The sequence below is a fragment of the Massilia consociata genome (assembly GCF_042432755.1).
GTDB classification, from domain to species: domain Bacteria; phylum Pseudomonadota; class Gammaproteobacteria; order Burkholderiales; family Burkholderiaceae_D; genus Telluria; species Telluria consociata.
The window spans coordinates 89,056-112,232 of record NZ_JBHLWP010000001.1 but is presented as its reverse complement, the minus strand read 5'-3'; the positions used below and the strand labels follow the sequence as shown (position 1 = coordinate 112,232).

The window sequence follows — 23,177 nt, the reverse complement described above, 5'->3', positions numbered from 1 at the left end:
TCCGGCACGTTGGCCGCATTGCACCGGCCACACCGCATTGGCTAACCTCCCGCTGGACGACACATGAATTCGCATCCCTTTACCGCGCTGCCGCTCGCACCGCGCTTCCTCGCCAACCTGGCCACGCTGGGCTACCACCAGATGACGCCGATCCAGGCCGAGAGCCTGCCGTCGGTGCTGGCGGGCCGCGATCTCATTGCCCAGGCCAAGACCGGCAGCGGCAAGACCGCCGCCTTCGGCATCGGCCTCCTGCACAAGCTCAACCCGGCGTGGTTCGCGGTGCAGGGCCTGGTGCTGTGCCCCACGCGCGAACTGGCCGACCAGGTCGCGAACGAACTGCGCCGCCTGGCGCGCGGCGTCGGCAACGTCAAGATCCTGACTCTCACCGGCGGCGTTGCCATGCGCCCACAGATCGCCTCGCTCGAGCACGGCGCCCACATCGTGGTCGGCACGCCGGGACGCATCCGCGACCACCTCGGTCGCAAGACCCTGGACCTGTCGGGCGTCCAGACCCTGGTGCTGGACGAAGCCGACCGCATGACCGACATGGGCTTCTACGACGAGATCGAAGGCATCGTCAGCGCCTGCCCGCAGCGCCGCCAGACCCTGCTGTTCTCGGCAACCTATCCGGACGACATCCGCTTCGCCACCGCCGGCTTCCTGCGCGACCCGCTCGAAGTGGCCGTCGAAAGCCAGCACGACGCGAACCAGATCGGCCAGCGCTTCTACGAGATCGGCTTCGAAGGCCGGGACGAGGCCGTCGCGCGCCTGCTCAAGCATTACCAGCCGGTATCCACCCTTGCCTTCTGCAACACCAAGGCGCACTGCCGCGAACTGGCCGAGCACCTGCGCGCGCAGGGCTTCTCGGCGCTCGCCCTGTACGGCGAACTGGAGCAGCAGGAGCGCGACGAGATCCTGGTCCTGTTCGCCAACCGCAGCTGCTCGATCCTGGTGGCAACGGACGTCGCGGCGCGCGGACTCGACATCGCCAACCTCGACACCGTGATCAACGCCGACGTGTCGAAGGACCCGGAAGTGCACGTGCACCGCATCGGCCGCACCGGCCGCGGCGGCGAAACCGGCATGGCCCTGACCTTGTGCGCGCCCAACGAAAAGAAGTGGGTGCGCCTGATCGAGGAATACCAGGACGTCCCGGCCGAGTGGCACAAGCTGGACGAACTGGGCGAGCATCCGGAAGCGGGCCGTCCGGCGCCGATGATGACGCTGCACATCGCCGGCGGCAAGAAGGCCAAGCTGCGTCCCGGCGACATCCTGGGCGCCCTCACCGGCGACGCCGGGCTCACCAAGGACCAGGTGGGCAAAATCAATGTCACCGAGTTCGCCAGCTATGTGGCGCTCGACCGCCACGTGGCCGAGGCTGCCGTTGCGAAATTGAACGACCGCCAGGCGCCGGGACCGGAGTTCGGGGCGATCAAGGGACGCTATTTCAAGATGCGCTTCCTGGCAACCTGAGTCCTGCGCGAGTCCCCGGCGCCAGCGTACCGAAGGGGGCGGCCGGGGCGTCGCATACGGCTGAGTTGTAACGGACTTGTAACAGTCGCGCACGGTTGGCTCAGCAGCAGCATGGCCCCCGCAAATCTGGCATTATTTGTCAAAATACAAATACCCGAGCCGGGTGGCGGCGCCGAGTCCGCCTCACGGCAGGGCTTTGATGCCATGATGACGAGCACACCAGTAACCCAGCAACAGCAGACCGACGGCCGTACCGTGCGCGAAGTGGTCGAGTTCAACCAGGAACTCGTCAACGAGGTCTGGTGCCGGCGGATCTTCCGCCAGCTCCTGCAGTCGCTCGAACTGCAGTACGCGATGCAGATGCCGCATCGCCCCATCAATCCCGATACCATCCTCGTGCTCGATTCCGGCGACCCGATGCTGCTGCCTTCGCCGGACGTCGGCGCGGCCTGGTCGGAAGCGGGCGACCTGCACGACCTGGCGGCTGTCGTGCATTACGCGATCACGAAGGAAACGCCGCCCGCGGCGCCCTTGCGCGGCCGCGCCCTCCCCGAGTACAGCGAGACCTTCGTCAACGCGGTCGACCGCTGCCTTTCGCCCGATCCGGAACAGCGCCCGCGCACCATTGAACAGCTGCGCAACCTGCTCGGGATCGTCCCGCTCGGCCCCGCGGTGCCGCTGCAGGCCGCCGGGACCGGGACTGGCGGTGCCCCCGGCACTGCCGCCATGCCCGCGCCCGATCCGGAACCCTCGTTCCTCGACGCACCCGCGGCTGCTACCGAAAAGGGCCGCCTGCAACGCTGGCTGATGCTCATCGCGGCGGCCACCGTCCTGCTCGGCGGGCTGGGCGCCCTGGCGGCCCTGCTGCACCAGGCCGATTCGAGCGACGCGCTGACGCTGTCCTTGCCGGGCGACGAAGCGCCGGCACGACAGGCGCCGGCAGCGGCTGGCGCCGGCGCGCCGTCCGGGATGGACACTGCCGCGCTCGCCACACCCGAACCGGCCTACCCGGCCTACCCGGCCACGGACGATCTGGCCGAGGAAGCGATCCCGGCGGGCGCGCCGCCGACCGCGATCACCATCCCGCCCGCGCATGGCGAGGGCGCCCAGCACCGCCAGGCAGCAGCGGCCGGCGCCACTTACAAGCTCGTCATCAAGCCATGGGGCGCGATCCAGGTGAACGGCGTCGAGCGCGGCATCAGTCCGCCGCTCAAGCGCCTCACGCTGCCGCCGGGCGAGCATACGATCCGCATCGCCAACCCGAACTTCCCCGAACACACGGTGACGGTCAATGCCGTCAAGGGCGGCTCGTCCGTGATCGAACTGGACTTTACCGAGGAGGATATCGAGTGAAAACGCGAGTGAACGCGCGAGTGAACGCCCCCATCCTGACCACGGGCACGCGCGCCTGCGCCCTGCTGGCCCTGCTCCTGCTCGGCGGCTGCGCCGACCTGAGCAAGCTGCTGGACGGGCGCGAGCCGGTACGCTCGCAGGCACGCGTCGAAGAACGCCCGCGCGCGCGCGCCGAACGGGCCGAAGGCGCCGAACGCCCGGCCCCGCGCCGCGAACGGCCGGCGCCGAACCGCGACGAGACCGCGTTGCGCGAAGGAATCGCGCTGTACCACGACGGCGAATTCAACGCCGCCATCAAGCGCCTGAATTCCGGCGACCTGAACGGCGGCTCGGTGCGCAACCGCGTCAGCGCGCTCAAGTACACGGCATTCAGCTATTGCGTCACCGGTCGCCCAACCCCCTGCCGCCAGGCCTTCGAGCGCGCGCTGCGCCTCGACCCGTCGTTCGACCTCGCCCCGGGCGAACACGGCCACCCATTGTGGGGACCGGTATTCACCAGGGCGAAACAGGGCGCCGGCGACCGCGCCGCGGCGCGCTGACCTGCCGTCGGGACGGCATCACAGCTTGATGTTGATGCTCGCCGGATAGGTAGGCGCGCGGCGGCGCTTCGATGCCTGCTCGTAGGCATAGGCCATGCCGATCAGGGCAACCTCGCTCCATGCCCCTCCCACGAACGAGATCCCCACCGGCAGGCCGCGCGTGAAGCCGGCCGGCACCGTGATGTGCGGGTAACCCGCCACCGCAGCGGGGCTCGAGAAGCTGCCGCCGTAGTGGTCGCCGTTGATGTAGTCGGTGAGCCAGGCCGGGCCGCCGGTCGGCGCCACCAGCGCATCCAGCCTGTGTTCCTTCATCACCAGGTCGATGCCTTCGTCGCGCGACCAGCGCAGGTCGTTCGCAAGGGCTTCCCGGTACTCCTGCGCGTCGAGGCCGGGCTTGGCGTTCGCCGCCACCAGGTGCTCCTGCCTGAAGTACGGCATTTCCCGGCTGGCGTTCTTTTCGTTGAATGCGATCACGTCGGCCATGTTCCTGACCGGCGCGTGTGGCGCGTAGTTCCTCAGCCAGGCTTCCAGGCCCGGCTTGAACTCGTACAGCAGCACCTGCAGCTCGCTCTCGTTGTACTTGTCGGTATTCGGGACTTTCACGTCCACCAGCACGGCGCCCTGCGCCCTCAGCACGGCCAGCTCTTTCTCGATGATCGCATCCACGGCATCGTTGGCGCCGAAGAAGTTGCGGGCGACGCCGATGCGTTTGCCCTTGAGGCCATCCTTGCGCAGCGCGGCGGCATAATCGCCGAGATGGCGCTTGCTGTCGCGGGTAGCCTCGTCGTCCGGGTCCGGACCGGCCATGGCGGCCAGCATCAGGGCCGCGTCGGTCACGCTGCGGGTCATCGGGCCGGCCGTGTCCTGTGAATGGGCGATCGGAATGATGCCGCTGCGGCTGAGCAGTCCCAGGGTCGGCTTGATGCCGACGATGCCGCAGCTCGACGATGGCGAGACGATCGAGCCGTCGGTCTCGGTGCCGACGGTCAGCGTGGCCAGGCTGGCCGCCGCCGCCGCGCCCGAACCGGAGCTGGACCCGCTGGTGTTGCGGTCGAGCGCATACGGGTTCCTGGTCTGCCCGCCGCGTCCGCTCCAGCCGCTGACCGACTTGGTCGAGCGCATGTTGGCCCACTCCGACAGGTTGGTCTTGCCGATGATGACCGCACCGGCGTCGCGCAGCAGCGTCACGATATGCGCGTCCCTGGAGGCGCGCACGCCGTCGAGGGCGAGCGAGCCGGCGCTGGTGCTCATCCGGTCGGCGGTCGCGATATTGTCTTTCAATAGGACCGGGATCCCGTGCAGCGGGCCGCGCAGCTTGCCGGCCGCGCGTTCACGATCCATTTCTTCCGCGATCTTGAGCGCTTCAGGATTCGTTTCGATGACGGCATTCAGGCGCGGCCCGGCCTTGTCGACGGCCGCAATGCGCGCGAGGTAGCGCGTCACCAGGGTTTTCGAACTCAGCTTGCCTGCCGCCATCGCCTCCTGCTGCTCGCGTACGCCGGCGTCGAGGATGCCGCCCGCGTCCGGCACGGCTGCGCTGGCGCCATTCACGATGCCGGCGGCACCGGCCGCAACGCCCGCCGTGACGCCGATTCGTACGAAATCCCTGCGATCCATCCTGCCTCCCTTGTTTTCGAAATCATTAGAATAGCAGTATGGCAAGATTTCGGTCGATCGGACGAAAAAAAACGCTGCCATCGGCAGCGTTTCTTACCAAGCGGTCAAATCCTGCAACTTAGTTGCGGACGACCTTCTTGTATTCGTTGGTGCGGGTGTCGATCTCGATGACGTCGTCCTGGCTCACGAACAGCGGCACCATCACGATGTGCTGGTGGGCTTCGATCGCGTTTTCGATCTTGGCTTCCTTCAGGACGTTGCCCGAAGTGTTGCCCTTGACGGCCGGCTCCGAGTACACGACCTGGCGTGCGATGGTGGTCGGCAGTTCGACCGAGATGGCCTTGCCGTCGTAGAACACGGCTTCGCATTCCATACCGTCTTTCAGGTAGTGCAGCGCGTCGCCCAGGTTCTCTTCTTCGATCTCGTACTGGTTGTACTCTTCGTCCATGAAGACGTACAGCGGGTCGGCGAAGTACGAGTAGGTCACCGGCTTCTTGTCCAGCACGACCACATCGAACTTGTCGTCGCCGCGGAACACGTTTTCCAGCGGAGCGTTGGTCAGAAGATTCTTCATCTTCCACTTGTAGGTGAAGCCCGTGCGGCTCGAACCGTTCACGTCCGAACGCAGCACGATGAACGGCTTGTCTTCGACCATAATGATGTTGCCAACACGGATTTCTTTAGCGAATTTCATAGGTATTTTCGTAAAAAGTAAGTTGCATTGAATCAGCGGTGGCCGGTAAGCGAAGAAAGCTTGAGCCTACGTTTGATCGTGTGTAATTCCTTACAGACTAACCGCGCATTATACCGGATTTTCCTGCCCCGCCCCCAGCTCACGGGCAAATTCCAGCAGGTTCGTCGTCAAATCGCCATGCGCCAGCACCTCCCTGTGCCACGCTTCTGCACGAACGGCAATCCGGGGCAGCGCCGCCTGCAGTTCCTGCCAGGCGGACGGCATGGAAGCGATGTCGATAGCGCCGTTCCAGCCGAGCGAGAACGCCGCCCATGCATCCAGCCCACCGTCCATGCCCAGATAGCGGCCGAGGAAGGCACGCAGTTTCTTGTGGTGCAGGTTCTCGTCCTGCGGATAGATGTGCCAGACGAAAGGCCGGCCTGCCCACTGGGCCCGCACGAAGGAATCCTCGCCGCGCACGAAGTTCAGGTCGCAAGCCCACAGCAGGCGGTCGTAGTCCGGCTGCGGCACGAAGGGCAGCACGCGCAGGGTAAGCGCGCCGCGCGTGGCATGGCTGCCCGCGGTCGCCGGCGCGCCGATGAATCCGGTGACCGCTTCGGCGGCCACGCCCTCGGGCACCAGGCAGGTCACCGGTCGCCCGCCTTCCGACCAGGCCCGCAGCAGTGCGGGAACCGGTGCGTGCGGATAGCAGAACAGCGACACCTTCAGCGCATCCATTTCCTGCGCCGTGACACCAAAGCCGGACAGGAAGCCGGCCATCGCATCGCGGTCGGCCTGGAATGCGGTGCGCGCCTGCTCCAGCCCGGCCTCGTGCAGCAGGCCGCCGGTCTTTGCGGTAAAGCCCGGGAAAAAGAAATGCTTGGTCAGCTTCAGACGCGGGTGCATCGAGGGCAATCGGTGGCAACCTTCGACCCACTCTTCCGCCGTGAGCCCCTCGAGGTTGAACCAGACCGGGCGCGGATGGCGCTGCGCCATCGCGGCCACGTAGCCCGGCGGGATGTCGACGGCGAAGAATTCGATGACGATGTCGGCCACCTCTTGCGGCACGAACGCGCCTTCCTGGTCGCGCCAGTGGCGCACCAGCACGCCATCGATGTCCTGCTCCCCGGCATCGGGATCGACCGTGGGACAGATGCGGCGGAAGCTGCGCAGGTCGTCGACCCACAAGCTCACCGCTACGCGATGCTCGCCCCGCAACTGGCGCGCCAGGCGCCAGCAGATGCCGATGTCGCCGTAGTTATCGACGACCTTGCAGAAAATGGCAAGGGAAGGAATTGGATTGGGATGCATGCCGACCACGCGAAAAGCGACGGACAAAACGAAAAACCGGAGCACCTCTCCGCGCATGCGCGTTGGTCTGCTCCGGCTTTAACTGGCGTCCCCACGGGGATTCGAACCCCGGTACTCACCGTGAAAGGGTGATGTCCTAGGCCTCTAGACGATGGGGACCTAAAACTGTACTTGCTGCTTCACTACTCACTGCGCATAAGCATCTGCGCAGCATACTACCAAATTCTTGGCGTCCCCACGGGGATTCGAACCCCGGTACTCACCGTGAAAGGGTGATGTCCTAGGCCTCTAGACGATGGGGACCCGGACGGTTACTACTGCGTGCTACGTTGTTTTTCCTACGTGGTGGAGGTAAGCGGGATCGAACCGCTGACCTCTTGCATGCCATGCAAGCGCTCTCCCAGCTGAGCTATACCCCCTACGGGAAAACAACATTCTAACACGTTACTGCAACTTCTACTACTGCGTGCCGCTGGTTGCACGCTACCAACATTCAGCTCAACACCGAAGCTGGCGTCCCCACGGGGATTCGAACCCCGGTACTCACCGTGAAAGGGTGATGTCCTAGGCCTCTAGACGATGGGGACCTCGGAACTACCGTACTGCACTTTGCTACTTACTGCACTTCAGGGTTGGTGGAGGTAAGCGGGATCGAACCGCTGACCTCTTGCATGCCATGCAAGCGCTCTCCCAGCTGAGCTATACCCCCTCTTTTCACACTGCAGCGTACTGCTTCGTACCGCTGTTTGCTACCGTGTGCTGCTGAAGTGCGAGCATTATAGCGGAGCGCCTTGCATTTCGCAAATACCTGTTTTCAGAAAATGCGCACTCCGCAAATCAGGCATCAAAGATACTTTGCCACGCGGGCCAGGACGACCTCGCGGCCGAACAGTTCCAGCACCGCATCGATGGCCGGCGTCTGCAGCTGGCCGGTGACGACCAGGCGCAGCGGCATGGCGATCTGCGGCATCTTCAGCCCGTGCGCCGCCAGCACTTCCTTCAGCATGGCGGCAATCGCTGCCTTGTTCCATTCCACGTCCTTGCAACGCTCGGCGAACGCGGCCAGCGCCGGGCGTACCGCATCGGTCAGGTGCTGGGCCAGCAGCGCCGGGTCCGGCTGCGGATCGCGGTAGAACAGCATGGCGGTGTCGGCCAGCTCGTTGATGGTGTTGGCGCGGTCCTTCACCAGGGCGATCACGGTCGACAGCTCCGGGGCGCCATCGAAACGTGCGCCTTCGCGCTCCAGCACCGGCCGGGCCAGGCCGGCCAGGCGCTCGTTGTCGGCCCCCTTGATATAGTGGTTGTTCAGCCACGCCAGCTTTTCCGGATTGAACTGCGCCGCCGAGGCGGTCAGGTGCTCCAGGTTGAACCACTCGACGAACTGCTCCATCGAGAAGATCTCGTCGTCGCCGTGGCTCCAGCCCAGGCGCGCCAGGTAGTTGAGCATCGCTTCCGGCAGGTAGCCCTGCTCCGGATACTGCATGACGCTGACCGCGCCGTGGCGCTTCGACAGCTTCTGGCCGTCGGCGCCCAGGATCATCGGCAGGTGGCCGTACTGCGGCAGCTCGGCGCCGAGCGCGCGCAGGATGTTGATCTGGCGCGGCGTATTGTTCACGTGGTCGTCGCCGCGCAGCACGTGGGTGATCTTCATGTCCCAGTCATCGACGGACACGCAGAAGTTGTAGGTCGGGGTGCCGTCCGGACGCGCGATGATGAGGTCGTCGAGCTCCTTGTTGGCGATGGTGATCGGGCCCTTGACCACGTCGTTCCAGGTCACCTCACCGTGCTCCGGATTCTTGAAGCGCACCACCGGCTTGACGCCTTCCGGCACCGGCGGGAGCACCTTGCCCGGTTCCGGGCGCCAGGTGCCGTCGTAGCGCGGCTTTTCGCCGCTTGCCCTCATGCGCTCGCGCATCGCCTCGACTTCTTCGGGCGAGCAGTAGCACAGGTAGGCCGTGCCCTGCTCCAGCATCGACGCGACGACCTCGCGGTAGCGGTCCATGCGCTGCATCTGGTAGAACGGGCCTTCGTCGTGCGAGAGGCCGAGCCACTGCATGCCGTCCAGGATCGCCTGCACGGCTTCCGGCGTCGAGCGTTCGAGGTCGGTGTCCTCGATGCGCAGGATGAAGGTGCCGCCGAAGTGGCGGGCAAAGGCCCAGGAGTACAGCGCGGTGCGGGCGCCGCCCAGGTGGAGGTAGCCGGTCGGGCTGGGAGCAAAGCGGGTGCGGACGGTCATGGCAAAAAGCAAAAAAGGTAAAGGAGCTATTTTACCCCGTTGCCACCCGCGCAGGCACCCGCCTGCCGCCCATCCCTGGCGCCGGTCACGCGCTACCCGTCGCGCCGGTCGGGCTGGTCGCGCCGAACCCGCGCTTCCAGGTATGCCGCCAGCGCGGCCACGGTCTGGACCTCGTACAGCAGCTCCGGCGCGACCGCCACGCCGCTCAGGCGCTCGAGCTCCAGCGCCACCGGCACCGCGGCCAGGGAATCGAGGCCGGCTTCGGTGAACGGGGTGTCGTCGTCCAGCACTGTCACCCCCATGTCGCGCAGCCCGTCGAGCACGCAGCGGCGGACCAGCTCGCGCATGGCGGCGGCCGGCGCCGGCGCATCCGGCCCTGGGGCGCACGGGGCCGGATGCGCCGGCCCAAGCGGAAGCGATGGCATGACGCGCGCCAGCAGCGGATCGCGCAGCTGCGCCTCGCCCGGCGCGTCCCAGTCCGGCTCGCCGATCGCCGCACCGTAGGCCGCGATGCGCGCCGCCAGCTCGTCCCCGCCCGGCAGCGGTGGCGTCCCATTGTCCAGGCGTGCGAGCAGGCCGTCGAGGCGCCCGCGTGCCCACTGCGTCGCGCGCTGCGCCAGATCGGGTCCGCCCCCCGCTCCGCGCCGGTCCGCACGCGTCGATTGCACCTGCGGCCGCGGCCTTGCCTGCAGCGCCGCCACCAGCATGGCCCATGCGCAGGCCTCGCCGAGCAGGTGGCTGGCGCCCCCGCGCCGGGCGGCGGCGCGCAGCTCCGCCGCCAGCGGCGCGGCCCCGAATGCGTCGCTCATGAAGGCAAGCACCGGACCCTGCGGCAGCATGGCGCCCGCACCCAGGTGCGCATACAGCGCCTCGCTCGGCCCTTCGAGGATGCGCATCACGCGCGCGTCGCGCAACAGCTGCGGCGCGATGTTCGGCTCCAGGTAGCCGCGCCCGCCCAGCGTCTGCACCAGGCCGTCGGCAGCCTCCCACAGCAATTCGGCCGCGACGCATTTGCACGCCTGGCAGGCCTCGTGCGGCAGCTCGCCGCCGCGGTCGACCACCTGCGCCACCGCCCGCACCAGGGCATCGCAGGCCTCGATGGCACAGGTCAGCGCATCGAGCCGCGCGACCGTGGCGGGATTGTCGACCAGGCGGCCGCCCGCCACCTCGCGCCGCTGGGCATAGCGCAGCATCAGCTGGGCGCAGCGCTTCATCGCGCCCACGCACAGGGCGCCGATGCCGAGCCGCGCGAACGCCATCGCATCGCGCGCCACTTCCATGCCCGCCCCCGGCGTGCCCAGCACCTGCGCGTCCGGCACGAACACATCGTCGAAGCGTAGCGCGTTCTGCACCATGCCGCGCATGCCCATCGTCAGCGCTTCCTGTCCCTGCACCAGGCCGGGCGCGTCTTCCGGCACGGCCAGCACGATGGTGCCGAGCGCTTCGCCGTCGGCGCCGGCGGCACGCGCCACCACCGTGATCCATCCGGCCCAGGCGGCAAGCCCGATCAGATGCTTCTCGCCGTGCAGGCGCCAGCCGCCTTCGCAACGCAGCGCCTGGGCCCGCATCGCCAGGGGATTGGCCCCGGCAGCCGGTTCGGTCAGCGCGAAGGCGGCCAGCTGGCGGCCGGCGGCCAGCTGCGGCAGCAGCCGCTGGCGCAGGCCCGGCGCCCCGTATTTCAGGAGCGGACGCAGGCCGAGGCCGTTGTGCACGCCCACCATCGTCGCCAGGGTCAGGTCGGCGGCCGCCAGCTGTTCCATGACGCGCAGCAGGTCCACCGTGGCCAGCCCCTTGCCGCCGAGCGATGCCGGCGCCTGCAGGCCGAACAGGCCGCGGTTGCCGAAATCGAGCACCACATGCGGCGGCGCGGCGCGGCGCCTGTCCATCAGGCGCGGGTCGAAGCGGCGCGGCAGGTAGCCGCGCAGCCAGTCGAGCATGGCGTCCGCCGCCTGCGCGCTGGCCGCCATGTCGGCGCGGTCGCCCTGGCGGCGGCGCGGCCGCACTTCGCGCGCCGCGTACACCACATCGAGCGCACCGCGCGCCGCCAGCGCACGGCATTGCCCACGCTGCACCTTGCCACTGGTGGTGCGGGGAAAGGTCCCCGGCCGCACGAAGGCCAGCAGCATCACCGTGACACCGAAACGCTGCGCCACGGCGCTGCGGACCCGCTGCGCCAGCGTCTCGAGGCCGGCGGCGCCCTCGGGGACGCCCTGCCCGCGGCGCGCCATGCGCACCTGCGCCCGGTCGGACTCGACCACGATCGACAGGCGCTCCTGGCCGTCGTCGTCAAGCGCGAACGCTGCGCAACGGTTCGCCCCCGCCAGGCCCAGCACCTCCTCGACCAGCGCCTCGACGTCCTGCGGATAAATATTCCGTCCATTGATGACCAGGAGATCCTTGATGCGCCCGGTGACATACAGCTCGCCGTCACGCACGAACCCAAGGTCGCCGGTGCGCAGCCACGGCCCGCTGCCGTCAGCCAGCCGCGCAGCGAACGCCGCGGCGCTGGGTGAGGGCTGGCCGCGGTAGCCGCGCGCCACCGACGGTCCGGCCACCCACAGCTCGCCCACCCGCCCCGCTCCCGCCGGCCGGCCGCTGCCCGGGTCGACGGTCACCACGGTGACGCTGGATGCCGGGGGGCCGCAGCTGACGATCTCGCGCGCGTCGGGGTCGCCCGGCTGCGCCTCGCGCACCTGGTCGGCTTCCAGCCGCAGCTTGCTGACGTGGAGGCTGCGTGGCGCGCGGCCGCGCGGACCGCCGCTGACCAGCAGTGTGTGCTCGGCCAGGCCGTAACAGGGAAACAGGGCCTCCGGCCGCAACCCGCAGACGGCGAACGCCTCGGCCAGCCGTTGCAACGTGGCTGCGCGCACCGGTTCGGCGCCGTCGTACGCGACGGCAAGACTGGACAGGTCGATTCCCGCCTTCTGTTGTGCGTTGACGCGGCGCGTGCACAAGTCCCATGCGAAATCGGGCGCCCCGGCGCAGGTCGCGCGATACTGCGTCACCGCTTCGAGCCAGCGTACCGGCTCGCGCAGGAAGGCGGCCGGCGCCATCAGCACCGAATGGAAGCCGATCGCCATTGGCGCCACGATGCTGCCGACCAGACCCATGTCATGGAAAGGCGGCAGCCAGCTCGCCATGACGGTGCTGCCGTCGAAGCCGAAGGCCTGGCGGATCGCCTCGACGTTGGCGGCCAGGTTGGCATGGGTGACTTCGACGCCCTTCGGCGCCGTGGTCGACCCCGACGTGTACTGGATGAAGGCCAGCGCATCGCCAGGAACGGGCAACGGCGGCGGCTGCACGTCCCGCTCCCTGCTGCCGGCCCAGCCTGCGCATTCGTCGCTGCACACCACCGGCACCGGGCTGCCTTCGATGGCGGCGCCGACCGCCGCGGCGCCGTGGCGTTCCGTCAGCACCAGGGCCGGGGCGGCATCCGCGAGCAGCGTGCGCAGGCGTCCCGAGGGCCGCTGCCTGCGCGGCAGCGCCGCCGGCACCGCCACCAGGCCGGCCAGCAGGCAGGCGAAGAAGGCGACGGTGAATCCGAGCCCCGGCGGGAACAGCAGCAGGACGCGCTCGCCGGGAGCGGCCTTGCGCGCCAGCGCAGCGGCCAGCGCCTGCGCCCGCGCGTCCAGCTCGCCGAAACACAAGCTGTCGGCACGCCCGTCGTCACGCAGGAAAGTGAATGCGGGTTGGTCGGCACGGTCCTGCGCGTGCCTGCGCAGGCAGCGGGTCACCGGCGCCGGCAGGCCGGGATCCGGCTCAGCCACGCCCGCTCTCCGGCGCCGGATGGAAAGGCGCGGGCCGTGGCGCCGGCCGCGGTGCGGTTCGGGCGCGGCCCACCGCGGCGGCGACCAGTTGCGCGGCGCGCCGGATCTGCGCCGGCGAATGCTGCGCCATCAGCTGCAGCCGCAGCCGCCCCGCGCCCAGCGGCACGCCGGGGAACTCGACGGGGTTGACGAACACCTGCTCGCGCGACAGCAGCATCCCGGCGATACGGGTGGCGGCTTCCGTTCCGGTCCAGACCGGGACGATCGGCGACGGCCCCCCGATGCAGCGCACGCCCTCGTCCGCCAGCAGCGCACGCAGCTCCACCGCATTGCGCAGCAGGTCGGCCCGCAGCCCTTCTCCCTCGGCCGAGGTGGCGATGCGCAGGCTGGCCAGCACCGTTGCTGCCTGGATGGGCGAGAGCGCGTTCGAGAACATGTGCGGCCCGGCGAACATCTGCAGCTGGCGCCGTACGCTCGGCTGCGCGCAGGCGACGAAGCCTCCGTTCGAGGCGAAGGTCTTGGAAAAGGCGCCCAGCACGATGTCGATCTTGCCAAGCATCCCCTGCACCCCGACCACGCCGGCGCCGCCCGGCCCGATTGCGCCGAGGTCGTGCGCCACGTCCACCAGCAGCGTCGCACCGTATTCGCGGCACAGGTGCTGCAGGAGCGGCAGGTCGGGGCTGTCGGCGTCCATGCTGAACAGGCCCTCGGTGACGACCATGATCGCGCCTGCGCGATCCACGGCACGGATGCCGGCCAGCAGTTCGCGCACATGGTCGCAGTCGAGGTGCCGGTGCACGGACACGTTGCGGGTCGCGGCCAGCGCGCCCTGGCGCAGGGACGCGTGCGCCAGCTGGTCGATGACGATGTGGTCGCCGGCGTGCACCAGCGCGGTGATGGCGCCGAAGGCCGCGCCCCATCCGGTCGGGAACAGCACGACCTGCGCGCAGTGCAGCAGTTCGCCAACGGCACGCTCCAGTGCGCCCGAATGGCGCGTGTTCCCGAGCAGGACCGCCGAGCCGGCGCTGTGCGGCCCGCACTCGCCCAGCGCCTGCAGGGCCGCCTCGTGCACCGCCGGGTGCGAGGACAGCGACAGGTAGTCCTGGGATGCGAAGTTGATGCCGCGCGCCGCCGGCAGGCCGTCGCCAGCGACGGTAGCGAGCGGCTCGGGCGGGCCTTCCAGCGTGCGCGCATAGGGCCACACCCCGTGGCGCATGCGCAACGCGCACCATTGCTCGAGCGGCGCGGCACGGCGCATCAGGTCCGCGCCGCGCGGCTGCGCGAACAGCGCGACATTGCCGCCCAGCGCACCGGAAGCGGCCAGTGCCGCCAGGTCCTGGGACGGGTCGAACGGGATCGATTCATTCAGCATGGCGTTCTCCGGCGATGGGTTATATGGGGTTCAGGCCGCTTTCAGGACACGTTCACGCCACTTCGGGCACGCTTTCCTCCGCCTGCCGCGCGAGCATCGCGGCGACCTGCTCGGGCGGCAACGGACGGGCGAACAGATAGCCCTGCGCGGCGTCGCAGCCCATCGCGCACAGGTCGGCCAGCTGTTCGGGCGTTTCGACCGCTTCGGCGATGACGTCCATGTGCAGGCGGTGCGCCATCGCGACGATGGCTTCGGCAATCGCGTACGAGCGGCCCCGTCCCGCGGCCGCGCCCAGGCGGCGCACGAACAGGCCATCCATCTTGAGGATGTCGACCGGCAGCTCGGACAGGTAGTTCAGGCTCGAGTAGCCGGTGCCGAAATCGTCGATCGACACCAGCACACCGGCCTGGCGCAAGGCGTTCATCAGCGCGCAATTTCCGGCCAGGTCCTCGATCAGCATGCCTTCGGTGATCTCGAGGTCGAGGCAGCGCGCCGGCATGCCGGTCTCGGCGAGGATCGCCAGCACCCGCGCCGCCAGCCCGGGTTCCTTGAGCTGGCGCGCCGACAGGTTGACCGCGGTCTTGATTTCCGGGAGCCCGGCCTCGCGCCAGGCACGGTTCTGCAGGCAAGCGGTACGCAGGGCCCAGTCGCCGATCGGCACGATCATCCCGGTTTCCTCCGCCAGCGCAATGAACCGGCCCGGGTCGATGCGCCCGTACACCGGGTGCTGCCAGCGCAGCAGCGCCTCGACGCCGACCACCCGCTTTTCCAGCAGGTCGATCTGCGGCTGGTATTCCAGGAACAGCTGGCCCTGCACCAGCGCCTCGCGCAGGCCGTTCTTGAGCGCCAGCCGTTCGCTCTGCGGCTGCACCGTGTCGCCCGAATAGACCTGCACGTTGTTCTCGCCCCAGCCCTTGGCGCCGCGCATGGCGATGTCGGCGCGCTTGAGCAGCGCGTCGAGGTTGCAGTCCGCCGCCGGGTACAGGGCCACGCCCACCGCCAGCGTCACGAAGCATTCGCGACCGGCGACCTGCAGCGGCAGGCCGAAGCGATCCAGGATCTTCTCGGCCACCACCTGGGCATCCGATTCGAAGCTCAGGTCTTCCAGCAGTGCGATGAACTCGTCGCCGCCCCAGCGCGCCACGGTATCCGAATCGCGCAGGCAACCCCGGACCGCGGCGCCGGCTTGCGCCAGCAGCGCGTCGCCGGCCTCGTAGCCGAGCTCGTCGTTGATTTCCTTGAAGCGGTTGATGTTCAGGAGCAGCAGCGCCACCAGCCGGCGATTCCGGTTGGCCCGGTCCATGGCGTGGCGCAGCCGGTCGCGCAACAGGTTGCGATTGAGCAGCCCGGTCAGTTGGTCGCACTGTACGCCGTCGAGCGGCCGTCCCAGGCCGCCTCTCGCCTTCGCCAACGCGTCGCGCCGTCCGGCCTTCGGCTCCTGCACTTTCGGGACGACCGGGAGGTGCTCGTCGTCGTCGTGGCACTGGACCCGGTTGCGCCCCAGCGACTTGGCCGCGTACAGCGCCTCGTCGGCACGGGCGATGGTCTGCGCCACCGGTTCGCCCAACCGGTATTCGGCCACGCCCACCGACACGGTCAACGTGATCTCCGCGCCGTTTCCGGCGCTGCCGGCGCAGCGCAGGGCCGCGATCGCCTTGCGCACGCGTTCGGCCAGCACCAGGGCATCGGGCGCCGGGGTTTCCGGCAGCATCAGCATGAACTCTTCGCCGCCATAGCGCCCGAAGGCGTCGGTGCCGCGGATCTGCCCCTGCACCGCGTGCGCGAAGCTGCGCAGCACCATGTCCCCGGCCGCATGCCCGTAGGTGTCGTTGATGCGCTTGAAGAAGTCGATATCGAACAGGCACAGGCAGAACGGGCGCGCGTTGCGGTCGCTGCGCTCTTTCTCCCGGTCGATCAGGCCCATCAGGTGACGGCGGTTGTGGCTTCCCGTGAGCTCGTCGCGGATCGCCAGTTCATTGATGGTCGAGAAAGCCTGCTCCAGCTTGACGAAGCCTTCGGTCTTGGTCAGCTCGAACAGGAGCACGAACACCAGCACCACCACGTACAGGCCCAGGTCGCAGATGAGGTGCAGCAGCGGCATGTCCACCTGCGGGGTGGCCGGCATCGGCAGACCGAACACCGGCATGGCCCAGATCGCGGCGGCGGCCGCGCAGCTCATCGCCAGCCAGAAGATGCCGCTGGCCACGCCGCCCAGGAACATGGCCACCACCGGCGCCGTGATCAGCCAGCTGGCCGTGGGGGCATGGATGCCGCCCAGGTACCAGGTCAGCCACGTGAAATTGAAGAAGAGCGCGCACAGGAACAGTTCGCGCGCGGCCACGATGCTGCCGGTGATGCGCAGCACGGGCGGCGCCATCAGCATGAACACGCAGCACGCCAGGACCTCGACGGCCGCCATCCTGAGGCCAAGCAGCCAGTAGGCGAGCGCGTACAGCGGGCCGGCGGTGGCCGCCATCAGCGCCGCGTTGACGACATTCTCGGCGCGCGCAAGCATCGCCGCATCCTGCTGCAGCTGGACTGGTACGAACAGGTGGGCGGCGTTCAGGTAACGGCCGCGCCACCGCTGGCTGCTGTTCTCGCTCATCGGACTCCCATGCGCCACGCTCCAAAATTCGAGTGTAGGCAGGGAAACTTCGACGAACTTTATTTTCGGACAGAAAGTTGCGGAAAAGATCGGTGGTGGTTGCAAAAGCGTCTTGACGCCCTACGCTCCGGCGCTAGCGGTCTCAGGCGCGCCGCAACGCAATCGTGCGGCCGGCCCGTGCCCGCAGCTGGCCGCAGCCGCCCTCCACGTCCTGGCCGGCGGAATCGCGCAGCTTGGTCAGCACGCCGCGCGCGTGCAGCGCCGCCGCGATCGCGCGCGCCTTTTCCCAGCTCGGGCGCCGGAACGCCAGCTCGGGCACCGTGTTATAGGGGATCATGTTGAGGATGGCGTACTTGCCGCGCAGGAGCGCGACGATCCCGTCCATCTCGTCCGGGCCATCGTTGACGCCTTCGAGCAGGGTCCATTGGTACTGGATCGGGTAACCGGTCAGGCGCGCATAGCGCTCGCCATGCTCGACCAGCTCCTCGGGCGACAGGCGCGGCGCGCGCGGCAGCAGCTCGGCACGCAAGTCCGGCCTGGTCGTGTGCAGCGACAGCGCCAGCGCCGGTTTCACGCGCCCCTGCCCCAGGCGTTCGAAGGCGCGCAGGTCGCCGACGGTCGAAAACACCAGGTTCTTGTGCGCGATATTCGCCTCGACGCCCAGCAGCTCGATCGCTTCCAGCACGTTGTCGAGGTTGTGGGCCGGCTCGCCCATGCCCATGAAGACGACCTTCTTCACCGGGCGCCGGGCGCGCGCCAGCACCACCTGCGCGACGATCTCGCCGCTCGTCACCTGCCGCAGCAGGCCTTCGCGGCCCGTCATGCAAAAAGCGCAGCCGACCGCACAGCCGACCTGGCTCGACACGCACACGCCATCGCGCGGCAGCAGCACCGATTCGACCATCTGCCCGTCCGCCAGGCCCACCAGCAGGCGCTCGGAGCCGTCCTCGCCCGGGTGGCTGGAGACGGGCCGCACCAGGCCGGCCAGCTCGGCATCGAGCGCGGGCAGCGCCTCGCGCACGGGCTTGGGAAGGAAGTCGGACGCCGGGCGGCGTCCGCGTTCGTGAGCAGCGCCCTGCACCCAGTCGCGCAGTACGCGCTCCTGGTGCAGGGGCTGCGCGCCGAGCGCCGCCAGGCGCTCGCGGATTACCGAGAGTCGCATGAAAAACCTGAAAATTTACCGATCGGTAAAAATCAGTCGTTCTTGACGACGATGCTCGGGAACTTGCTGGTCATGTCCTTCGCCTTCTCGGCCACCTTGACGGCAACCTTGCGCGCGATCTCTTTATAGACGGTGGCAACCGGGCCTTCCGGATCGGCCACCACGGTCGGGCGTCCGGAATCGGTCTGTTCGCGGATCGACATCGTGAGCGGCAGTGCACCAAGGAAGTCGACGCCGAAGTCGCGGCACATCTTCTCGCCGCCGCCGTGGCCGAAGATCGCCTCGGTATGGCCGCAGTTCGAGCAGATGTGGGTGCTCATGTTCTCGACCACGCCGATGATCGGGATGCCGACCTTCTCGAACATCTTGAGGCCCTTGCGCGCGTCCAGCAGCGCGATGTCCTGCGGCGTGGTGACGATCACGGCGCCGGTGACCGGCACCTTCTGCGACAGGGTCAGCTGGATGTCGCCGGTCCCCGGCGGCATGTCGACGATCAGGTAATCGAGGTCGCGCCAGTTGGTCTGCTCGAGCAGCTGCTGCAGCGCGCCGGTGACCATCGGGCCGCGCCAGACCATCGGCTCGTCCGGGTCGATCATGAAGCCGATCGACGACACCTGCACGCCGTGGTTCTCCAGCGGCTCCATGGTCTTGCCGTCGCGGCTCTCGGGGCGCCCGTTAATCCCCAGCATCATCGGCTGCGAGGGGCCGTAGATGTCAGCGTCGAGCACGCCGACACTGGCGCCTTCGGCTGCCAGGGCCAGCGCCAGGTTGACGGCGGTAGTCGACTTGCCGACGCCGCCCTTGCCCGAGGCGACGGCAATGATGTTCTTCACGTTCGGCATCACCTTCAGGCCGCGCTGCACCGCGTGCGACAGGATCTTGCTGTATACCTTGACCGTCACGTTACCGATGCCCGGCAGCGACTTCAGGGCAGCGCTGACGCTGTCGCGGATGCCTGCCAGCTGGCTGGCGGCCGGGTAGCCCAGCTCGACGTCGAGGGCGACATTGCTGCCTTCGACCTTGATATTCTTGATCGACTTGGAAGAGACAAAATCCTTCCCGGTGTTAGGATCGATAACCGCCGACAATATTGCCTTGACGTCGTTGTCTGTGATGCTCATGTGTTTCTCCAGTGTGATTGGGGCGAAGTGTAGCGCAAAATGCACGACCGCTTCTGCCTCCAGCGCGCTCCCCGCCATTATTGGAACGGCAAAACCGCGAAGTTCCCCCTGCGCATGCAGGGCCATCCGCTGGTAAAATGCTCCTTTCCTAAAACCTAAAGCGCTTCGACCATGACCCGCAAGCTGTTCGTCACTACCGCCCTGCCCTACGCCAACGCTGCCTTCCATATCGGCCACATGATGGAATACATCCAGGCCGACATCTGGGTCCGGTTCCAGCGAATGCAGCGCGACAATGGTGTGCAGCGCCAGGTGCACTTCGTCTGCGCCGACGACACCCACGGCACGCCGATCATGATCGCCGCCGAAAAGGAAGGCATCACGCCGCAGGAATTCGTCGCCAAGATCGCCGCCGGCCGCCCGCAATACCTGGACGGTTTCCACATCGCCTTCGACAACTGGTACTCCACCGATTCGCCGGAGAACGTCGAGCTGTCGCAGGGCATCTACCGCAAGCTGCGCGACGCCGGCCTGATCGTCACCAAGACCGTCGACCGTTTCTATGATCCGGTCAAGGGCATGTTCCTGGCCGATCGCAACATCAAGGGCGAGTGCCCGACCTGCCACGCCAAGGACCAGTACGGCGACAACTGCGAAGTGTGCGGCGCCGCCTACCAGCCGACCGAGCTGATCAACCCGTTCTCGGTCTTCACCGGCTCGACCCCGGTCCTGAAACCGTCGGAACAGTACTTCTTCAAGCTGTCCGACCCGCGCTGCTTCGCATTCCTGAAGGAATGGCTGAACACCCCGGGCCGCCTGCAGCCGGAGATGGTGAACAAGGTGTCGGAATGGCTGGGCGAATCCGGCGAGAAGCTGGCCGACTGGGACATTTCGCGTGATGCGCCCTACTTCGGCATCCCGATCCCTGACGCGCCCGGCAAGTTCTTCTATGTATGGCTGGACGCGCCGGTCGGCTACCTGGCCTCGCTGAAGAATTATTTCGACAAGCAGGGCCTCGACTACGAGGCCTTCCTGAACGACCCGGACGCCGAGCAGCTCCACTTCATCGGCAAGGACATCGTGTCCTTCCACCTGCTGTTCTGGCCGGCCATGCTGAACTTCTCGGGCCACCCGATCATCGACAAGCTGAAAGTGGCGGTGCACGGCCACCTGACCGTCAACAACGAGAAGATGTCGAAGTCGCGCGGCACCGGCATCTCGCCGCTGCGCTACCTGGAACTGGGCATGAACCCGGAATGGCTGCGCTACTACCTGGCGTTCAAGCTGAATGCGAAAGTCGAAGACCTGGACTTCAACGGCGACGACTTCGTCGCCCGCGTCAATAGCGACCTGATCGGCAAGTACGTCAACATCGCCAGCCGCTGCGCCGGCTTCGTCGCCAAGAAATTCGACGGCAAGCTGGCCGACACCCTGTCCGGCACCGCCAAGGAATGGATCTGCAAGGCCCTGATGCTTGACGGCGCCGAGCGCCAGGCCGCAATCGCTGGCGCCTTCGAAGCGCGCGAGTACGGCCGCGCGCTGCGCGAGATCATGGAGATCGCCGACGTCGTCAACCAGTACGTCGACGAGCACAAGCCGTGGCTGCTGGCCAAGGACGAGTCGAAACTCGCCGAACTGCACGACGTCTGCACCACGGCCCTGATCCTGTTCCGCCAACTGACCATCATGCTGTCGCCGGTGCTGCCGCACGTGGCGGCCCGCGTCGGCGAATTCCTCGGCGAAAGCGAACTGAGCTGGCTTGATACCCACGGCGCGGCCGTGTACGAGACCATGCTGGGCCGCACCATCGGCGCCTACAGCCACCTGATGCAGCGCGTGGATGCGAAGATGGTCGAGAACCTGTTCGACAAGCCGGCAGTCCCGGCTGCCCCGGCCGCTGCTGCGCCGGTTGCCGAACAAGCCACTCAGGCGGCGGATGCCCCGGCCGCCGGGGATGTCGAAGAACTGGCGCCGGAAATCTCGATCGACGACTTCCTGAAGGTGGACCTGCGCGTGGCGAAGATCGTCAACTGCGAGCACGTCGAAGGCGCCGGCAAGCTGCTGCGCCTGACCCTGGACGTCGGCGAAGGCCGCTACCGCAACGTGTTCTCGGGCATCAAGTCGGCCTACAAGCCGGAAGACCTGGTCGGCAAGCTGACCGTGATGGTCGCCAACCTGGCGCCGCGCAAGATGAAGTTCGGCGTGTCGGAAGGCATGGTGCTGTGCGCATCGGCTGCGGACGAGAAGGCGAATCCGGGGCTGTACCTGCTCGATCCGATGCCGGGGGCGACTCCGGGGATGCGCATTCGCTAACTGGTTTCACGCATACATTGGGTTCCCGCCTGCGCGGGAACGACGTGCTGAAGGAGCGGACTACGGTCGTTGACTGTTACCGCCGGCTTAAAACCGTCGTTCCCGCGAAGGCGGGAACCCAATTTCATGGCGCACTCCCATCGCCCGCTTGCACCTCCCTTCCCAACCGCCAAAATCAACGCCCACGCCCATCCGCAGCGTTATAATGGCGTGTTTTTTCTGAAACTCGTGCCCCTACGGTCCTCGCCGGCAGGCCTTCTTCAGACCATACAAGACAGGTAGATAACAAGATGACTGAACTGACCCCGCTCCGCCACATCCCCCAAGCCAACGTGTTTCGCAAAGGCGACGTGTTCGTCCTGTTCGGCGAACTGTTCGGCCGCGGCTATGTGAACGGCCTGATCGATGAGGCACGCAAGGCCGGCATGACCATTGTCGGCATCACCGTCGGCCGCCGCGACGACACCGGCGCGCTGCGCGCCCTGACCGCGGAAGAACACGCCGAGGCGGAAGAGAAGCTCGGCGGCCGCATCATCAACGTGCCGCTGATGGCCGGTTTCGACATGGACGCGCCGGAAGGCGAACAGAACCCGACCGAGATGCTGTCCGGGATCACCCTGAAGGGCTGGCAGGAAGACAAGCTCGACTGGGAAAAGATCGAGCGCTGCCGCGAGGCCGGCGTGCGCCGCTTCACCACCAGCGCCGCCCAGGCGATGCTTGAAGTCGACAAGCTGGTCCCGCAAGGCGCCAACGTCTTCTTCGCCCACACCATGGCCGGCGGCATCCCGAAGATCAAGGCCTTCCTGGCCATTGCCAACCGCATCTACAAGGGCCGCGGCGAGCGCTTCATGTCCTCGCGCGCCCTGCTCGACAGCGACCTGGGCAAGCTGATCCTGATGAACTTCGACGAAGTCACCGCCAACACGCTCAAGTACCTGATCGATGCATCGAGCACGATCCGCGAGCGCGTCACCGCGGCGGGCGGCGAAGTGCGCTACACCGCCTACGGCTACCACGGCACCGAGATCCTGATCAACGGCGCGTACCAGTGGCAGACCTACACCAACTACACCCAGGGCTACGCCAAGATGCGCCTGGAGTCGATCGCGCAGGCGGCCTGGAACCAGGGCATCTACGCGACCGTGTTCAATTGCCCGGAAATCCGCACCAATTCGTCGGACATTTTCGTCGGCGTCGAGCTGTCGCTGTTCCCGCTCCTGAATGCGCTGAAGAAGGAAGGCGGCGGAGAATGGGCGGAGAAGCAATGGGCAATCTGCCAGGACCTGCTGGGCGAAGGCACCTCGCTGCAGTCGCTGCTCGACACCATCGAGCGCTATAACAACGACGCCACCAGCGCCCACTTCCGCAACTTCGAAGCCTGGCCGATGGACAACACCCCCGAGCTGGCCGACGTAATGATCGGCACCTCGGAAGCCATGACTGCCCTGCACAAGGACAAGAAGGCACTGATCACCGACCACCTGTCCTCGCTGGTGCTGGAAGGCGCCGGCCCGCTGATGTTCCACGGCGCGTCGGAGAAGATCGCCCCGGTGCTGTGGCTCAGCCACGACATCATCGCCCGCCAGCTGAACGAACTGCACAAGCAGACTTGACGCGGACGCGCCGGGACGGAAG

Annotated in this window: 14 protein-coding genes and 5 tRNA genes; 5 read left to right on the top strand and 14 right to left on the bottom strand. The window is 67.4% G+C overall.

Annotated features, from left to right (window positions below; genetic code table 11):
- Positions 1-63: 63 nt before the first annotated feature.
- The 3 genes from dbpA (at position 64) to ACFFJK_RS00470 (ending at position 3,365) form a co-directional block, all read left to right on the top strand.
- Positions 64-1,473 carry an ATP-dependent RNA helicase DbpA gene (gene dbpA / locus ACFFJK_RS00480; protein WP_379677111.1) on the top strand — a complete coding sequence of 470 codons (1,410 nt, stop codon included), beginning with the start codon at positions 64-66 and terminating at the stop codon, positions 1,471-1,473.
- Positions 1,474-1,680: 207 nt separating this feature from the next.
- On the top strand, positions 1,681-2,826 hold the full coding sequence (locus ACFFJK_RS00475; RefSeq protein WP_379677110.1) for a serine/threonine-protein kinase: 1,146 nt from the start codon (positions 1,681-1,683) through the stop codon (positions 2,824-2,826).
- The gene (locus tag ACFFJK_RS00470) at positions 2,823-3,365 is read left to right on the top strand and encodes a TssQ family T6SS-associated lipoprotein (protein WP_379677109.1); all 543 of its coding nucleotides are present in this window, start codon (positions 2,823-2,825) and stop codon (positions 3,363-3,365) included. The genes ACFFJK_RS00475 and ACFFJK_RS00470 overlap by 4 nt, the downstream gene beginning before the upstream one ends.
- An 18-nt stretch (positions 3,366-3,383) precedes the next feature.
- On the opposite strand, the gene ACFFJK_RS00465 is transcribed toward ACFFJK_RS00470, so the two are convergent.
- From ACFFJK_RS00465 to apbC, 14 genes are all read right to left on the bottom strand, one after another.
- Positions 3,384-4,982 carry an amidase gene (locus ACFFJK_RS00465; RefSeq protein WP_379677108.1) on the bottom strand — a complete coding sequence of 533 codons (1,599 nt, stop codon included), beginning with the start codon at positions 4,980-4,982 and terminating at the stop codon, positions 3,384-3,386.
- A 118-nt stretch (positions 4,983-5,100) separates the two neighbouring features.
- Entirely contained in the window at positions 5,101-5,676 is a 576-nt protein-coding gene (locus tag ACFFJK_RS00460) for an elongation factor P (protein ID WP_379677107.1), read from the bottom strand.
- A gap of 108 nt (positions 5,677-5,784) precedes the next feature.
- Positions 5,785-6,966, bottom strand: coding sequence for an elongation factor P maturation arginine rhamnosyltransferase EarP (gene earP / locus ACFFJK_RS00455; RefSeq protein ID WP_379677106.1), 1,182 nt, complete (start codon positions 6,964-6,966; stop codon positions 5,785-5,787).
- An 83-nt stretch (positions 6,967-7,049) separates the two neighbouring features.
- Positions 7,050-7,125 (bottom strand) — tRNA-Glu (locus ACFFJK_RS00450).
- 68 nt (positions 7,126-7,193) lie between these two features.
- Positions 7,194-7,269 (bottom strand) — tRNA-Glu (locus tag ACFFJK_RS00445).
- 40 nt (positions 7,270-7,309) lie between these two features.
- Positions 7,310-7,385 (bottom strand) — tRNA-Ala (locus tag ACFFJK_RS00440).
- A 92-nt stretch (positions 7,386-7,477) separates the two neighbouring features.
- A tRNA-Glu gene (locus tag ACFFJK_RS00435) sits at positions 7,478-7,553 on the bottom strand.
- 46 nt (positions 7,554-7,599) lie between these two features.
- Positions 7,600-7,675, bottom strand: a tRNA-Ala gene (locus tag ACFFJK_RS00430).
- A gap of 135 nt (positions 7,676-7,810) precedes the next feature.
- Positions 7,811-9,202 (bottom strand): glutamate--tRNA ligase, encoded by a 1,392-nt coding sequence (gene gltX / locus ACFFJK_RS00425; RefSeq protein WP_379677105.1) that lies wholly within the window; start codon positions 9,200-9,202, stop codon positions 7,811-7,813.
- A gap of 92 nt (positions 9,203-9,294) precedes the next feature.
- Positions 9,295-12,969, bottom strand: coding sequence for an AMP-binding protein (locus ACFFJK_RS00420; RefSeq protein ID WP_379677104.1), 3,675 nt, complete (start codon positions 12,967-12,969; stop codon positions 9,295-9,297).
- Positions 12,962-14,341 (bottom strand): aminotransferase class I/II-fold pyridoxal phosphate-dependent enzyme, encoded by a 1,380-nt coding sequence (locus tag ACFFJK_RS00415; RefSeq protein WP_379677103.1) that lies wholly within the window; start codon positions 14,339-14,341, stop codon positions 12,962-12,964. The genes ACFFJK_RS00420 and ACFFJK_RS00415 overlap by 8 nt, the downstream gene beginning before the upstream one ends.
- A 52-nt stretch (positions 14,342-14,393) precedes the next feature.
- Positions 14,394-16,946, bottom strand: coding sequence for a bifunctional diguanylate cyclase/phosphodiesterase (locus tag ACFFJK_RS00410; protein ID WP_379677102.1), 2,553 nt, complete (start codon positions 16,944-16,946; stop codon positions 14,394-14,396).
- A 142-nt stretch (positions 16,947-17,088) separates the two neighbouring features.
- Positions 17,089-18,108 (bottom strand): RNA methyltransferase, encoded by a 1,020-nt coding sequence (locus tag ACFFJK_RS00405; protein ID WP_379677101.1) that lies wholly within the window; start codon positions 18,106-18,108, stop codon positions 17,089-17,091.
- 32 nt (positions 18,109-18,140) lie between these two features.
- Complete coding sequence (gene apbC / locus ACFFJK_RS00400) at positions 18,141-19,229, bottom strand: iron-sulfur cluster carrier protein ApbC (RefSeq protein WP_379677100.1); 1,089 nt, start codon at positions 19,227-19,229, stop codon at positions 18,141-18,143.
- A gap of 171 nt (positions 19,230-19,400) precedes the next feature.
- Between apbC and metG the strand changes: the two genes are divergently transcribed.
- Both metG and ACFFJK_RS00390 read left to right on the top strand, forming a co-directional pair.
- Complete coding sequence (metG, locus tag ACFFJK_RS00395; RefSeq protein ID WP_379677099.1) at positions 19,401-21,542, top strand: methionine--tRNA ligase; 2,142 nt, start codon at positions 19,401-19,403, stop codon at positions 21,540-21,542.
- Positions 21,543-21,832: 290 nt separating this feature from the next.
- Positions 21,833-23,155, top strand: a complete 1,323-nt coding sequence (locus ACFFJK_RS00390; protein ID WP_379677098.1) for an enoyl ACP reductase FabMG family protein — start codon at positions 21,833-21,835, stop codon at positions 23,153-23,155.
- Positions 23,156-23,177: the final 22 nt, after the last annotated feature.